Below are 14,618 nucleotides of genomic sequence, written 5' to 3' on the forward strand. Positions count from 1 at the left end.
CAGATCCGGCCCGGCTTTCCAGTCAAACGCGCTCGACAATCGCGATATGTCCGATCAATTTGGGGACGCCCGCCGCGAAGCCGACACGGACCGACGATGAAAGCGATCCTCTGCGAGAAGCCCGAGACCCTGCGCCTGATCGACCGGCCGGAGCCGCAGCGCCGCCCGGGCGAGGTGCTGGTGCGGATCCGCCGGGTCGGCATCTGCGGCACCGACTATCACATCTACAAGGGCAACCAGCCTTACTTCGAGTATCCGCGGGTCATCGGCCATGAGCTCGGCGCCGAGGTGGTGGAGGCCGATGCCGGCAGCGCCTTCCGCCCGGGCCAGGTCGTCGCCATACAGCCCTATCTGCATTGCGGCACCTGCGGCGCCTGCCGGCGCGGCCGCACCAATTGCTGCAGGACCCTGTCGGTGCTGGGCGTGCACCGCGACGGGGGCTTGTGCGAATTCATCTCGGTACCGGAGCAGAACGTCGTGCCGGCCGAGGGCTTGAGCCTGGACCAGGCGGCGATGGTCGAGTTCCTGGCGATCGGCGCGCATGGCATCCGCCGCGGCGCGCCGGCGGCCGGCGACCGGGTTCTGGTGGTCGGCGCCGGGCCGATCGGCATCGCCGCGACAATCTTCGCCAAGCTGCGCCGCGCCCATGTCAGCGTGCTGGATCTCAATCCGGGCCGCCTCGCCTTCAGCCGCGACGTGCTGAAGGCCGATGCGGTGTTCCAGGGCGGCGGCGACATCGACGACCGGCTGAAGCAGGCGACCGATGGCGACTTCTTCGACCTCGTGGTCGACGCCACCGGCAGCCCGGCGGCGATGCGCAAGGGCTTCTCCTACGTCGCCCATGCCGGCGCCTATGTCCTGCTGAGCATCGTCCTCGGCGAGATCGGCTTCTCCGACCCCGAGTTCCACAAGCGCGAGACGACGCTCCTGGCCAGCCGCAACGCCACGCGCGAGGATTTCGAGCATGTGCTGGCGTCGATGCGGGCCGGCCATGTGCCGACCGCGGCGCTGGCCAGCCATCGCGGCGGCCTTGCCGAGGTACCGGCGCTGGTGCCGGGCTGGAGCCGCCCGGAGGCCGGGGTGATCAAGGCGCTGGTCGAGGTCTAGCCGAACCGGGCTGTCGGCATCCGGGTGGAGGCGGCGACCGATGGGACCGAGACCACCATCCGCCTCTCATCCATGGCGATGACGTGCCCGAGCCCGCGGCGGATCTCCTCCGCCTCGCGGCTGGTCAGCGGCGTGACCGGCATCGGCCCGGTGAAAGCCGCCGCCCGACGATCGGGCGGAAGCTCGAGATAGTTCAGCGCGGAAATGGCACCCTCCGGAATGCCACGACGCAGGAAGTCATACCCACGGCGCAGGAAGTGGACCTCCCAGTGATCCATGGCGCCATCGAGTTTCTGCAAATACCGCTCCGCCAACACAGCCGAAAAGAGAGCATAATAGCTGGACATTCCCTGACACATGCGATCACCCCTGGCTGTTCCGGATTATCCCTCCGGCGAGCGCCATCATTGGCGGCGACCGTGAATTGTTCGTGAACCCTGATGCCGACGGGGCGGCTCCTGTCATTGTGCCGCCCCGCCGGCACCGGATGCCGAGTGGCGGGGTCAGGCCGCCGTGGCGGTCATGACGCCGGCCTGCGATCCGCGTTTCCGGGCGCGGCGCAGGCGGAGCCGCACGGTCCCGCCGTCGCCGCCATCCTGCCGCGCGACCCGCAGCGCATAGAGGTGGCCGGCCTGCGCCTGGAAGGTCAGCGGCCCGTCGCCGGGCTTGTGCTGCAGCGTCGTCAGGATCCGCCGGCCAAGCGGCGGGGCCGGGCGGCGCGCCAGCACCGCCACGTCGATCGCGGTGCCGTTGCGGTCGATCGCATCGACCTCGATCTCCACCGAGCCCCTGCCGAAATACTGCGGGCCGGTGACGTGGTCGGCGCCGCTGCGACGCGGCTTCAGTTCCTGCCAGTCGGCCCATAGCCGCCGGGTCAGCATCTCGGCCTCGCGCCACAGCCGGGCCTTGGTCTCGGCGAATCCCCGCACCTCCGGCCGGACCTTGGGTGCGACGTCGTCCTTCCGCAGCACCGCCAGGTTGGCGACGTTGATCGTGCCGCGCCGCCAGGCGACCACCGCGTGGAGCTGCCCGTCGGCCACGGCGCAGCCGAAATCCTCGAGCGACTCCAGGCCCGGCTTGTTGAAGTGATGCTCCCGGACCGCACAATCGAACACCGGCTGAGGCCGCAGCTTCGAGGCGTGCAGCAGATCGACGAAGTGCTCCGGGTGGAAGTAGTAGTTGTTGGGAATCCGGTGGCTTTCGCTGCCGTAGGATACCACCGTGGTGAAGGCGTAGACGCCGCCAGGCTTCAGCACGCGATGCACCTCGTCGAGATGCCGGATGAAATCCGCATCCTCGCCGATATGCTCGAAGGACCCGGTCGACCAGGCGAAGTCGAAACTGTCGTCCGGGAACTCGATCTGCCGCATGTCCATGCGCAACGCCCGGATCCGGCCCTCCGGGACCGGCCAGGGCGCATGCGCGATCACCAGATCCTGCGGATTATCGGTTCGCACCCCGACCCAGCGGCTGTCGGCCTGGTACAGATCGGTGACGACGACATGGGCGACCCGGTCCGCGATGGCGAAGATCAGCCGTTCGGTGCCGGCGCCGAGCGCCAGCCCGCGCGCCCCGTCATGCAGCTTTCCGGCCCGGTGCAGGGCCAGGAAGATCATCGCGAATTCCCAGGTCCGGCGGGACACGCCCGGCACCACCTTCAGGTGGCGGCGCACCACATGATCCACGGCGGGATCGAACCAGTCATAGATATCGCTGACCTTCTGCAGATTGTCGATTCGAGTATCGGGAATACTATCTGTGGCAGTCATCTGTCCGCGCTCTCCCTCGCTTCTGGAATGACAGCGCCATTGAAGCGAATGAGGAAGCCTTATGTTCCCGTCAGGCCAAAAGACTCCATATATCTGCAATATCTAAAGGTTTTCCTGAACTTTATACTTATTGATCAAGACGCTATCGGCGGTTCTTTTTCAGCAGGGCGGAACGGCCGGGTCCGCAGGTCGAGCCGCCGCTTCAGCCGTCGGATCTCCTCCTGCAGCCGCGCGTTCTCGCTGCGCAGCTGCCGCATCCGCGAATCCGCCGCGGCGAGCCGGTCGGTGAGCGGATCCATCGATTGCGCCCGGACCGGCCGCGACACCCGGGCCGGCGCCAGCAGGTCCGACCAGCTCCAGCCGCTGCCGCGCACCAGCCGGTCCGCCGCCAGGGCCGCGGCCGCCCGCTCCCCGTCGTGGTCGGAGCCGAGCATCCCCAGGATCCGGATCAGCCGCGTCAGATCGCCCTTGCGCATCCCGTCGCTCTCCCTTGCCGCCTCACGCCCGAAAACATGGCGGCCGCGCCGGCGGCGGCAAGCCCGCACCCCACCGGATCTGGCCTGCGGCTTCCCGGCTGGTCGGCCGCGGCCGGATTTGCTATGGTTCGATCATCGCAAAGGCAGCGGGCCGCACCGGGACACCGGCGCGGTCCGTTTCGTTTCGCGGCGGCTGCAGGGCCGCTTGCAGCGGGCCGGTCCTGCCCGCACCATGACGGCCGGGAAACGCCGGACGGGACACCGATGAGCGAGACGCGCCGCCGCCTGGAAACCGCGAAGACCCGCACACGGGGGCCGGAATCGGATTCGGCCGACCTCCCGGTCGACCCCGAGCAGCAGCAGCAGATCCGCATCGCCTGGGCCTATTTCGTCGAGGGCCTGACCCAGGCCGAGATCGCCGAGCGGCTGGGGCTGACCCGCCTGCGGGTGAACCGCATCCTCCAGATCTGCCGCGAGGCGGGGCTGATCCAGATCCGCATCCAGTCCCCCCTCGCCTCCTGCGTGGCGCTGGAGCGGGCGCTGATCCGCCGCTACGGGCTGCGCGACGCGGTGGTGGTGCCGACGCCGCGCGACGAGGACAAGATCCGCGCCGGCATCGGCGTCGCCCTCGGCGGCTATGTCGAGAACACCGTGCACGACGGCATGCTGGTCGGCATCGGCTGGGGCCTGACCTTGCGCCTCGGCCTGCAGTCGATCCGGCGGCGGCGGATGACCGACCTGTCCGTGGTCTCGCTGATCGGCAGCATGACCCGCGGCTCGGGCGAGAACACCTTCGAGATCGTCTCGCGCTTCGCCGACCTGCACGACGCCGAGCGTTTCTATCTGGCCGCCCCGGTCTATGCCGATGACGAGGCCCAGCGCGACGGTCTCCTGGCCCGCGGCGTACTGCACGAGATCTACGACAAGGCGAAGTCGGCCGATCTGGCGCTGATCAGCGTCGGCAACGTCTCCGACCAGAACCTGATGCTGGCGCTCGGCGTCGTCGACCGCGAGGCCGCGGCGCTGCGGGCGGCCGGCGCCGTCGGCGACGTGCTGGGCAACTGGCTGGACGCCGATGGCCGGCCGGTCGACCACCCGCTGAACCGGCGCATGGTGTCGCTGTCGCTCGACGACCTGGCCCGGATCCCGACCGTGGTGCTGGCCTCGGGCGGCAGCTACAAGTTCGAGATCATCCGCGCCGCTTTGCGCCGCCGCTGCGTCAACGTCCTGATCACCGACGAGAAGCTGGCGGAACGGCTTGCGGAAGACCGCGAAGGCTGAGATGACTGGCCCCCGCATCGGCGCCACCGCGCCGCCCCTCTCCGGATGGCGGGCTGACATCATGGATTTCCAAGGCAGGCACTTCCTCTCGACGCGCGAGCTGACCCTCGACTCGCTCGCCGCGGTGTTCCGCGTCGCCGACCTCCTGACGCCGGTGGCCCAGGGCCGCGCCACCACCCGGGTGCTGGAGGGGGCGGTGCTGGGCAGCCTGTTCTTCGAGGCCTCGACCCGCACCCGCCTGAGCTTCGAGGCCGCCTTCCAGCGCCTCGGCGGTGCCGTGGTCAACACCACCGGCTTCACCTTCTCCTCGATCGCCAAGGGCGAGTCGATCTACGACACCGCCCGGGTGGTCGCCGGCTATGTCGACGCGGTGGTGATGCGCCATCCGGAGGAGCGGGCGATCCACGAATTCGCCGCCGCCACGCACATCCCGGTGATCAACGGCGGCAACGGCGCCGGTGAGCACCCGACCCAGGCGCTGCTCGACATCTACACCATCGAGAAGGAGTTCACGCGCATCGGCCGGCCGGTCGACGGCGCCCGCATCGCCCTGGTCGGCGACCTGAAATACGGCCGCACTGTGCATTCGCTGATCCACATCCTGTCGCTGTACCAGGGCCTGACCCTCAGCCTGGTCTCGCCCGAGCCGCTGCGCATGCCGGCCGAGCTGGTGGAGCATGCCCGCAGCCGCGGCCACAGTGTCGAGGAGCATGACGAGGTGACGCGCGGCGTCGCCAGGGCCGACCTGATCTACGCCACGAGGGTGCAGAAGGAGCGTTTCGCCGAGGGCGAGATCTCGGCCGACTACGCGCCGGACTTCCAGATCAGCCTCGGCATCCTGAACGCGCACGGCATGCCGCACACGGTGGTGATGCACCCGCTGCCGCGCGACAGCCGGCCGGGCGCCAACGACCTGGCGCAGGATCTGAACACCGATCCGCGGCTGGCGATCTTCCGCCAGACCGACAACGGCGTGCCGGTGCGCATGGCGCTGTTCGCCCTGACATTGGGCGTGGCCGACGGCATCGAGAAGACCTTCCAGCCGGCCCGCTGGTGGCGGCCGGAGCGCATCGGCCCGGACGACGCCGAGTTCTACAGGCCGGGGAAGGGCTGAACCGGGCCTTGTCGCACCGCATGGCGATGATATATGATATTGATATCATATATGGGAATTCGCCATGCGCACCCTTGTCGACATTCCTGACGAGCAGCTTGAGCAACTGACGGAGATCAGCACCCGGGAGAACACATCCCGGGCGGCCATCATCCGTGAAGCGATCGCCAGCTATCTCGCGAAGCGGCGCAAGATCGGCGCAAAGGACGCCTTCGGCCTCTGGCGTCGCGAGGGTCAGGATGTCGTGGACGGCGTCGACTACCAGAAGGCCCTGCGCGGCGAATGGTGAGCGCTGTCTTCGACACCAACATCCTGATCGACTACTTGAACGGCATTACCGATGCCCAGGACGAGTTGGACCGGTATGCGGACAAGGCGATCAGCCTCGTCACCTGGATGGAGGTGATGGTGGGAACCTCTCCGGCGACGGAGCAGGCGACCAGAGACTTCCTTCGCGGCTTCACTCTGATCGAGCTGGACGACGGCATCGCCGAAGAGGCGGTGGCGCTCCGCAAGGCGCATCGCATCAAGCTGCCGGACGCCATCGTCTGGGCGTCCGCCCGCCGCCGATCAGCCCTGCTGGTGACCCGCAACAGCAAGGACTTCCCTGTCGGCGATCCCGGTATCCGCATGCCCTATTCGGTCTGACGCCCCTACTTCACCGCGCCCATCGTGAGCCCACGCACCAGCTGGCGCGACACGATCAGGGCGAAGACGATCACCGGCAGCACGATCAGCGTGCCGGTGGCCATGATCTGGCCCCAGGGCAGGTCGTAGCCGCTCATGAAGCTGGTCGCCGCCACCGGCGCGGTGCGGCTGGCGCTGCGCGTCAAGACAAGGGCGTAGAGCAGCTCGTTCCAGGAGAAGATGAAGGAGAAGATCGCCGAGACGGCGACGCCCGGCGCCGCCAGCGGCAGGGCGATGCGCCAGAACACGGTGAAGCGCGAGGCGCCGTCGATCCGCGCCGCATCGTCCAGGTCGCGCGGGATGCCGCGGAACTGGTCGGCGCAGATCCACACCACGATCGGCAGGTTGAAGGTCAGGTACAGGAGGATCAGCACCAGATGGGTGTCGATCAGGTTCAGGTTGCGGGCCAGCAGGAAGATCGGCAGCGCCAGCACGATCGGGCTGACCATGCGGTTGGTGATGAACCAGAACCACAGGTCGGACTTGCCGCGGAACTCGAACCGCGCCAGGGCGTAAGCGGCGGGGGTGCCGAGCAGGATCGCCAGCGCCGTGGTCGAGACCGCGACAATGATCGAGTTCAACAGGCTGGGGCCGACATCCTTCGGGCCCAGCACCATGCGGTAGTGGTCCAGCGTCGGCTCGAACAGCCAGACGGGCGGTGAGGCCAGCGCCACCGCCTGGTCCTTCAGGCTGGTCGTCACCATCCAGTAGAACGGGAAGACGCAGGCGAGCGCAATCGCGATCAGCGCGATCGCATGCCAGGGCGAGACCCGGATCCGGGCCTTCGCCGGCCGCGCCTCCGCCCGCGCCGCTGCCGTCGAGGCGACCATCACTCGATCTCCTGGTACACGAGGCGGATATACATCCGCGACAGCACGATGGTGAGGACCAGCAGCAGGATCGCCTGGGCCGAGGCGACGCCCTGGTCGAAGACCCGGAAGCCGATGCGCTGGATGGTGATCGAGATCAGCTCGGTCGCCGCCCCAGGTCCGCCGCGGGTCATGGTGAAGATCATGTCGAACAGCTTCAGCGTGTCGGCCGTGCGCAGGATCAGGACGGCGGTGATGCCCGGCAGCAGGAAGGGCAGCTGGACATGGCGCAGGATGTGCCGGAAGCGCTTGGTCTCCAGCCGCGCCGCCTCCTCGATCTCCGGCGGCACCATGGTCAGCCCGGCCAGCAGCACCAGGGCGCAGAACGGCGTCCACTGCCAGATGTCCATCAGCGCGATCGAGACGAAGGCGAAACTCGGGTCGCCCAGCCATTCGACCGGGCCGATCCCGACCAGGCCGAGGAACCAGTTCACCACGCCGAAATCGCGGTTGAAGATCAGCCGGCCGATCAGCCCGACCACGGCATAGGTGGTGGCCATCGGGATGACCAGGCTGAGCCGCGCCAGGGTTTTCAGCAGCGGCAGCCCCGGCTTGTGCAGCAAGAGGGCGACGCCGAGGCCGAGCAGCAGCTCGGCCGGCAGCACGATGACCAGGAACAGCAGGGTGCGGCCGAGCGCGTCCCAGAAGGTCGGGTCGGTCAGCACCGCCAGGTAGTTGCCGAGGCCGACGAAGGGCGTTCCCTCGCGCGGGATCTTCGGCAGGATCACCTGGTGCAGCGAGTTCCACAGCGCGTAGAGCGTCGGAAAGATGCCGATCGCAAACAGGGCGATCACGGCCGGGGCGAGGAACCAGACCGGGGTCCAGCGGCTGTCGAGACGGTGCGCCATAGGTCTACTCGAGATTGGTGTGCCGCGCCCGCATCGCCTCGGGCGCAACGCCGAGCCGGTCGCGCAGCCTGAGCACGACCAGCTCGAACAGCAGGAATTGCGCGCCCTCGTACAGGCTGCCCATCGGCAGCACCGAGGCGGCGGCGGGGCCGGTGTCGTTCGCCCCCATGTCGTCTGCCATGGTCTGGCCCGGCAGCACGAAGATTGTGTCGGCCAGGATCGCGGCGCTGCCCTGCGGCTGGGCGGTGAACAGGAGCGTCCGCGCCCCGGCGTCGCGGGCGACGCGCATCAGCCCGTCGACGGTGGCGAAGCCGCCCGGCCCGGCGCTGGCGACCAGCAGGTCGCCGGACCCGACCGGCGGCGCCGACATGTCGCCGACGACATGGGCGTCGAGGCCGAGATGGTAGAGGCGCATGGCCAGCGCCCGCATCATCAGCCCCTCGCGCCCGACGCCATGACAGACGATGCGGCCGGCGGCGGCCAGGGCGTCGAGCACCGGATCGAGGGCGCCGGGGGCGAGCCGGCCGAAGACGCCGCGGATCTCGTCCAGCGCCCCTTCCGCCAGGGCGCCCAGGCTGTCGGGCATGGGGTGGTCTCCGGTCACGATCGTCGGTCCGTTGTGTTGCCTCTCCCCCGTGGCGGGAGAGGTCGGGTGTCCGCAGGACGACCGGGTGAGGGCTGGCACAAGCGGATGGGAAGGGCCCTCACCCGGAGCCGCTTCGCGTCTCCGACCTCTCCCGCAAGCCGGAGAGGCAACGCGAAAACGCCGCCCGGCGACAGCCCTACCCGTCGGCCAGCCTACTGCAGCTTCTCCTTCTTGCCGTCATAGTAGCCGGCCTTCTGCAGCACCGCCTCCATGCGCTCGCCGATCTTCTGGGCGCCGGATTCGGTCGTCTCCTCGCCCAGCATGATCTTGGTGCCGAACTCGGCGACGATCTCGGAGATCGCCGGCCATTCCGGGAAGCGCGGCCGGAAGGACGGCACGCCGCCCTGCCAGGAGGCCACGGTCGGCTCGACGAAGGCATACTTTGCCTTGAGTGCCGGGTCGTCATAGACCGCGGTGCGGCCGGAGACGCCGCCGGCCTCGACATAGGGCTTGGCCATCGCCTCCGACGTCACCCACTGGATGAACAGCCAGGACGCCTTCTGCTCCGCCTCGCTGGCCTGCGACGCCACGCCGAGCGAGAAGCCGCCCAGCGCCGGCTTCAGCCCGGCCTCGCCCTTCGGCTCGGTGGCGACGCCCAGGCAGTCGCCCAGCTTCGAGGTCGCCGGGTCGACCAGCGTCGAATAGAAGGACGACCATTCGGTGATCATCGCCACCTGGCCCTGGGCCAGCGCGTTCACCGCCTCGGCATGGTCGTAGTCGACGATGCCCGGCGGCATGAACTTCATCAGCTCCTGCCGGAACTTCAGCCCCTTCTGCGACGCCTCTGACGTGAGATTGGACTTGAAGTCGGCGTTCAGCAGCGACCCGCCGAAGGGCCACAGCACGCGCATGAAGCTGTCGGCCGACTGGGTTTCGCCGCGGCGCGACTGCAGAGCGTAGGCATACTTGCCGTTCTGGGTGAGCTTCGGCCCGTAAGTGTTGAGCAACTCGTCCCAGGTCGCCGGCGGCTTGTCGAAACCGGCATCCTTGAGCATGCACTTGTTGTAGAACAGCAGGCCGGAATAGTTGTCGAAGGGCAGGCCGTACAGCTCCTTGTTCCAGGTGCCGAAGCTCTCCAGCAGGATCGGGAAGAAGCCCTTCAGGTTCAGTGCCGGGTCGGCCAAGGCCGGGTTCTCGGTGAAGGTCTTCAGCGGCACCAGCCAGCCGCTGTCGGCGTATTCGCCGATCCAGACGACGTCGGTCAGGACCACGTCGATCTCGCCGCCGGCCGTGAAATCAAGGACTTCGCGCTCGCGGCTGTTCTCATAGGGCAGGATCTCGTATTCGACCTTGATCCCGGTCTCCTGCTCGAACTGCGGCAGCAACTGGATCGCGGCGCGATAGCCCGGCCGGTCGAGGAAGATCGCCTTGATGGTGGTGCCCTTGTAGGGCTCCGCCGCCTCTTTCAGGCTCCAGGCCATGGCCTGGCCGGCGGTCAGCAGCGCAGCGATCGCGGCGCCGGAAAACAGAAGCTTCTTCATTGGGTTCGCCTCCCTTTCTGACATGTCATGCCCGGCCGCTGCCGGGGTTCTCTCCCGCCCGTTCGGATGAACGATGCGCTTGATCGCGCGGTCGCGATACTCCGCCTGCATGGCGAAGGCCTCGGCCGCCGCTTCTAAACATTTGTATCTTGGCTGATACAGTCGTCAAGCGACAGCTCCGATGTCAAGCCGGGCTTCTATCGCCGCAGCACCGTGCGGCAGGCGCCGAGGCGGGACTGCCAGCCCTCGCGCTCCAACTCCGGCACCGGCTCCTCCGACTCCGGAAAGCCGAGGCAGAGATAGCCGATCAGATGCCAGTCCGGCGGCACGTCGAGCAGCGCCGCCACCGCCTGCGGCTCCAAAATCGAGACCCAGCCCAGCCCGACGCCCTCGATCCGGGCGGCCAGCCACAGCGTGTGGATGGCGGTGACGGCGGAATGGTCCAGCGTCTCCGGCATGGTCTGCCGCCCGAGCCCATACCCCTGCCCGGTCGACCGGTCGCAGAACACGGCGAGTTGCACCGGTGCCTCGACCAGCCCCGCCAGCTTCAGCCGGCGGTAATGGGCCGCGCGCTCGCCCTCGTAGCCGGAGGCGGCATCGGCATTGCAGCGGCTGAACACGGCCCGCACCGCGGCCCGCCGCACTTCGTCCTCGACCAGGACGAAGCGCCAGGGCTGGCTGTTGCCGACGGAAGGAGCGAGGCAGGCGAGGTCGAGCAGTCGATCGAGCAGCCCGGGCGGCAGCGGGTCACGGCGGAAGCGGCGGACGTCGCGGCGCCAGCGCAGCAGCTCGGCGAAGCGGTCGCGGAACTCGGGCGGAAAGTCGGGGGCGGCCAAACGAAACCTCCTGACGGCGATCCCCCAGCTATAGCGGTCCGGTCAGGGTCCGGGGAACAGCGTGTCGATGCGGCCTGTCCCCCAGTAGGCGACCAAGCCGATCCATTCATGCACCGCGATGTTCAGCACCTCGAACTGCTCGACCAGATCCGGCCGCGGCAGCAGCGTCGGCGGCAGGCCGCGATAGTCGACCGGCCATGGCACCACCTTCCAGCCGGCCTTGGCGAACAGCCCCATCGACCGCGGCATGTGATAGGCGCTGGTGATCACCACCCAGTTCTGCCCGGGCTGGGGCTGCAGCATCTGCTTCAGCAGCAGCACGTTCTCGTCGGTGTTCCGGGCCTGGCCTTCGAGCACCATCCGCTGCTCCGGCAGCCCGGCCATCAGCATGGTGTCGCGGAAGATGTCCGACTGCGGCGGGATGCCGTTCCACGGATCGCCCAGCCCGCCGGAGAACACCACCTGCGCCTCCGGGAAGCGCCGGGCCAGATCGAGCGCCGCGAACAGCCGCTCGGCGGCACCGCCCAGCATCGGCTCGCCCCGGGCGCCGGACAGCACCGGCTGCTCGGGCCCGCCCAGGACGATGATCCCGTCCAGCGTCGCCGGCAGCCGGTCCGGCTTGTGGAAACGGTTCTCCAGCGGCAGCATCACCAGATCGCCGGCCGGCAGCAGGCAGACCGCGGCGAAGGCCAGGGTCAGCGCGATCACCAGCCGCCGGGCCAGGCGCCGCGGGCGATACAGGAATCCGGCCGTGGCCAGCAGCAGCGCCAGCAGCACGAGGCCGAGCGGCTGGATGAAGAACCAGATCAGTTTCGACAGGAAAAAGAACACGGCCCACCCATCCGGCGCCCCATCCGAGCAATGGCGGATTGCGGCCGAAGATGCAATCCGCGGAGCCATGCGCGGCTTGACGCGGAGGCGCCGCGCCCGCACATGGGCTAGGCTATGCGTCCCAGCCACCGGAGCCCGCCGCCCGTTCATGGAGCTGTTCCCCACCGACCTTCTCGATCGGGCCGGCGAGCTGTTCGACCGTCGCATCCGACTCGGCGTCACCGGGCTGAGCCGCTCCGGCAAATCGGTGTTCATCGCCGCGCTGGTGCACGGGCTGACCGATCCGCGGCGCTTCGGGCTGCTCGACGCCGTGGCCGAGGACCGGCTGCGGGCCGCGGTGCTGCGGCCGCAGCCGCATCTGGAGCTGCCGCGCTTCGCCTATGAGGAGGCGGTGGCCCGGCTGACCGGCGCGGGCGGAAGTGGAGTTCAGAATGGGCCGGACTGGCCGGCCGGCACCCGCAACGTGGCCGAGCTGCGCCTGTCGCTGCGCTTCGCGCCGAAGAGCGGCCTGCGCAGCCTGCTGGGCGACCAGGTGCTGCATCTCGACATCTTCGACTATCCCGGCGAATGGCTGATCGACCTGCCGCTGCTGGAGCGCGACTACGCCGCCTGGGCGGAGGAGACGCTGGCCCTGGCCGCGACCGGGGTGCGGGCGCCGCTGTCCCAGGCCTGGCGCGACGCCATCGCCAAGCTCGATCCCGCCGGACCGGCCAAGGAGACCGACGCGATCGAAGCGGCGCGGCTCTACACCGACTATCTGCGCGGCTGCCGCACCCATGCGATCCCGCTGAGCCGGCTGCAGCCCGGCCGCTTCCTGCTGCCGGGCGACCTCGAGGGGTCCCCCGCCCTCACCTTCTGCCCGCTGTCGCGGCCGCGCGAGACGCCGCGCGGGTCGCTGTGGCGGCTGATGGAGGAGCGGTTCGAGGCCTACAAGGCCAAGGTGATCCGCCCCTTCTTCAACGACCATTTCAGCCGGCTGGACCGGCAGATCGTGCTGGTCGACCTGCTGGCCCATCTCGCCGCCGGGCCGGAGAGCCTGGAGGATCTGGGCCGCGCCATGGACGACATCCTGACCTGCTTCAAGACCGGCGGTATCAACTGGCTGTGGCCGTTCGAGTCGCGGATCCGCAAGGTGCTGTTCGCCGCCACCAAGGCCGACCACCTGCCACGCGAGGGACACGAGCCGCTGGTCGGGCTGATGGACGAGCTGCTGCAGCAGAGCGTCCGCCGCACCGCCTTCCAGGGCGCCACCGCCCGATCGATGGCGATCGCCTCGCTGCGCGCCACCCGCGAGGTCGACGTCAAGCACGAGGGCGAGACCTTGCGCTGCGTCGCCGGGGTGATCGAGCCGGGCGGCAAGCCGGTCGCGGCCTATCCCGGCGCGCTGCCGCGCAGCCTGCGCGAGGCCCGCGGCGGCGGCCGATTCGGCGCCCAGCGATTCCTGCCGCCGGCCGATCTCGGCGCCGACGGCCAGCCCTGGCCGCATATCCGGCTGGACGGTGCCCTGCAGTTCCTGATCGGGGAGGATCTGGCATGACCCGGCCGCCCCTGATCCTCGACCAGCCGCCGGAATCCGAACGCGACCGGGGCCGCGCCCCGGCCGTCTTTGCGCTCGAAAAGGCCGAGGCGGTGCCGGTGGAGGACGCACCGGTCCCGGCCGCGCCCGAGGCGGTCGACCCCGGGCTGCGCCGCCGCCGCAGCCCCGGCAGCGTCGCCCTGCGCATCGCCTTCGGCGCGCTGGTCGGTCTGGTCGGTCTCGGCATCGGCCTCTGGGTCGAGCGGCTCGTCACCGACCTCTTGAGCCAGGGCGGGCCGCTGCAGGCCGTGACACTGGCGCTGCTGGCCGTCGCCGGGGCCGGCATCCTGGTCTGGGCGGGGTGGGAGCTGCTGGCGCTGCGCCGGCTCGGCCGGGTCGAGGAGATCCGCAGCCTGGGCCGGGCGGCCACGGGCGGCGACGCCGCCGCGGCCGATGCCGTGATCGCCCGCTTCCGCCGGCTGCACGCCGACGGCCCGGCGGCCGACGGGCTGGCGCGCCTGGAGCGCGAGCGCGACGAGCTGCGCGACCCTGCGGAGCTGATCGGCCTTTTGGAGCTGCACGCCCAGCGGCCGATCGACGCCGCCTGCCGCGCCGCCATCGCCGCCACGGCGCGGCGTACGGCGCTGATCACCACGGTGACGCCCTTCGCCGTCGTCGACATGGTCGTGTCCGGTGCGCTGAACCTGCGGATGATCCGGCGCATCGCCGAGATCCAGGGCTTCCGCCCCGGCCTGTTCGCCACGCTGTCGCTGGTCCGGCGGGTGGCGACGACGCTCTTGATCGCCGGCGGCATCGAGGCCGCCAACGACTATCTCGGCGACTTCCTGGGCGCCGGCCTCTTGCGCGCCTTCGGCCGCCGCGCCGGCGAGGGCGCGATCAACGGCATCCTCAGCGTCCGCATCGGCGTCGCCGCGATGAAGGTGTGCCGCCCCCTGCCCTACCTGCGCGACACCCCGCCCGGCACGATGAGCCTGGCCAAGGCGATCTTCGGCGCGGAGGCGGCGCCGAAGGGGAAGGGTTAGGCCGAGAGTCCGGTCACACTTTTCCTGTCATTGCCGGGCTTGACCCGGCAATCCAGAGGGTGCCGACGCTCTCTGGATGCCCGGGTCAAGCTTGGACACGACAGGTTGAAAAGT

At 69.4% G+C, this 14,618-nt stretch carries 16 protein-coding genes; 7 read left to right on the forward strand and 9 right to left on the reverse strand.

Translation table 11 applies throughout. From position 1 onward, the window contains the following. Positions 1-96 precede the first annotated feature (96 nt). Positions 97-1,107 carry a zinc-binding alcohol dehydrogenase family protein gene (locus ACFW16_RS10655; protein ID WP_380304610.1) on the forward strand — a complete coding sequence of 337 codons (1,011 nt, stop codon included), beginning with the start codon at positions 97-99 and terminating at the stop codon, positions 1,105-1,107. Here ACFW16_RS10655 and ACFW16_RS10660 read toward each other — a convergent pair. The 3 genes from ACFW16_RS10660 to ACFW16_RS10670 all read right to left on the reverse strand — a co-directional run bounded on the left by ACFW16_RS10660 (position 1,104) and on the right by ACFW16_RS10670 (position 3,352). Next, a complete protein-coding gene (locus ACFW16_RS10660) occupies positions 1,104-1,454 on the reverse strand; it encodes a hypothetical protein (RefSeq protein WP_380304612.1) in 351 nt (116 codons plus the stop codon). The genes ACFW16_RS10655 and ACFW16_RS10660 overlap by 4 nt on opposite strands. A 156-nt stretch (positions 1,455-1,610) precedes the next feature. Further along, positions 1,611-2,876 (reverse strand): class I SAM-dependent methyltransferase, encoded by a 1,266-nt coding sequence (locus ACFW16_RS10665; RefSeq protein WP_380304614.1) that lies wholly within the window; start codon positions 2,874-2,876, stop codon positions 1,611-1,613. A 134-nt stretch (positions 2,877-3,010) separates the two neighbouring features. After that, positions 3,011-3,352: a hypothetical protein gene (locus ACFW16_RS10670; RefSeq protein WP_380304616.1), complete on the reverse strand. Its 342-nt coding sequence runs from the start codon at positions 3,350-3,352 to the stop codon at positions 3,011-3,013. A gap of 264 nt (positions 3,353-3,616) precedes the next feature. Between ACFW16_RS10670 and ACFW16_RS10675 the strand changes: the two genes are divergently transcribed. The 4 genes from ACFW16_RS10675 to ACFW16_RS10690 all read left to right on the forward strand — a co-directional run bounded on the left by ACFW16_RS10675 (position 3,617) and on the right by ACFW16_RS10690 (position 6,395). After that, the gene (locus ACFW16_RS10675; RefSeq protein WP_380304618.1) at positions 3,617-4,633 is read left to right on the forward strand and encodes a sugar-binding transcriptional regulator; all 1,017 of its coding nucleotides are present in this window, start codon (positions 3,617-3,619) and stop codon (positions 4,631-4,633) included. Between the two features lies 1 nt (position 4,634). Beyond that, a complete protein-coding gene (gene pyrB, locus ACFW16_RS10680; RefSeq protein WP_380304620.1) occupies positions 4,635-5,747 on the forward strand; it encodes an aspartate carbamoyltransferase in 1,113 nt (370 codons plus the stop codon). 64 nt (positions 5,748-5,811) lie between these two features. Next, the gene (locus tag ACFW16_RS10685; protein WP_380304622.1) at positions 5,812-6,036 is read left to right on the forward strand and encodes a CopG family transcriptional regulator; all 225 of its coding nucleotides are present in this window, start codon (positions 5,812-5,814) and stop codon (positions 6,034-6,036) included. Next, positions 6,030-6,395: a type II toxin-antitoxin system VapC family toxin gene (locus tag ACFW16_RS10690; RefSeq protein ID WP_380304624.1), complete on the forward strand. Its 366-nt coding sequence runs from the start codon at positions 6,030-6,032 to the stop codon at positions 6,393-6,395. The genes ACFW16_RS10685 and ACFW16_RS10690 overlap by 7 nt, the downstream gene beginning before the upstream one ends. Before the next feature lie 5 nt (positions 6,396-6,400). Here the strand turns inward: ACFW16_RS10690 and ACFW16_RS10695 are convergent, their stop codons facing one another. The 6 genes from ACFW16_RS10695 to ACFW16_RS10720 all read right to left on the reverse strand — a co-directional run bounded on the left by ACFW16_RS10695 (position 6,401) and on the right by ACFW16_RS10720 (position 11,945). Further along, a complete protein-coding gene (locus ACFW16_RS10695; RefSeq protein WP_380304626.1) occupies positions 6,401-7,264 on the reverse strand; it encodes a carbohydrate ABC transporter permease in 864 nt (287 codons plus the stop codon). Beyond that, positions 7,264-8,151, reverse strand: a complete 888-nt coding sequence (locus ACFW16_RS10700) for a carbohydrate ABC transporter permease (protein ID WP_380304628.1) — start codon at positions 8,149-8,151, stop codon at positions 7,264-7,266. The genes ACFW16_RS10695 and ACFW16_RS10700 overlap by 1 nt, the downstream gene beginning before the upstream one ends. 4 nt (positions 8,152-8,155) lie before the next feature. Next, positions 8,156-8,737, reverse strand: a complete 582-nt coding sequence (locus ACFW16_RS10705; RefSeq protein WP_380304630.1) for an SIS domain-containing protein — start codon at positions 8,735-8,737, stop codon at positions 8,156-8,158. Positions 8,738-8,949: 212 nt separating this feature from the next. Next, positions 8,950-10,278, reverse strand: coding sequence for an ABC transporter substrate-binding protein (locus ACFW16_RS10710; protein ID WP_380304632.1), 1,329 nt, complete (start codon positions 10,276-10,278; stop codon positions 8,950-8,952). 197 nt (positions 10,279-10,475) lie between these two features. Next, entirely contained in the window at positions 10,476-11,114 is a 639-nt protein-coding gene (gene bluB, locus ACFW16_RS10715) for a 5,6-dimethylbenzimidazole synthase (protein ID WP_380304634.1), read from the reverse strand. A gap of 42 nt (positions 11,115-11,156) precedes the next feature. Then, a complete protein-coding gene (locus tag ACFW16_RS10720; RefSeq protein WP_380304636.1) occupies positions 11,157-11,945 on the reverse strand; it encodes a YdcF family protein in 789 nt (262 codons plus the stop codon). A 148-nt stretch (positions 11,946-12,093) separates the two neighbouring features. Here ACFW16_RS10720 and ACFW16_RS10725 point away from each other — a divergent pair, with 148 nt between their 5' ends. Both ACFW16_RS10725 and ACFW16_RS10730 read left to right on the forward strand, forming a co-directional pair. After that, positions 12,094-13,482: a YcjX family protein gene (locus ACFW16_RS10725; protein ID WP_380304638.1), complete on the forward strand. Its 1,389-nt coding sequence runs from the start codon at positions 12,094-12,096 to the stop codon at positions 13,480-13,482. Then, positions 13,479-14,504, forward strand: coding sequence for a TIGR01620 family protein (locus ACFW16_RS10730; RefSeq protein WP_380304641.1), 1,026 nt, complete (start codon positions 13,479-13,481; stop codon positions 14,502-14,504). Before ACFW16_RS10725 ends, ACFW16_RS10730 begins: the two co-directional genes overlap by 4 nt. Positions 14,505-14,618 lie beyond the last annotated feature (114 nt).

It is taken from the genome of Inquilinus sp. NPDC058860 (assembly GCF_042743185.1).
Classification (GTDB): Bacteria; Pseudomonadota; Alphaproteobacteria; order DSM-16000; family Inquilinaceae; genus Inquilinus.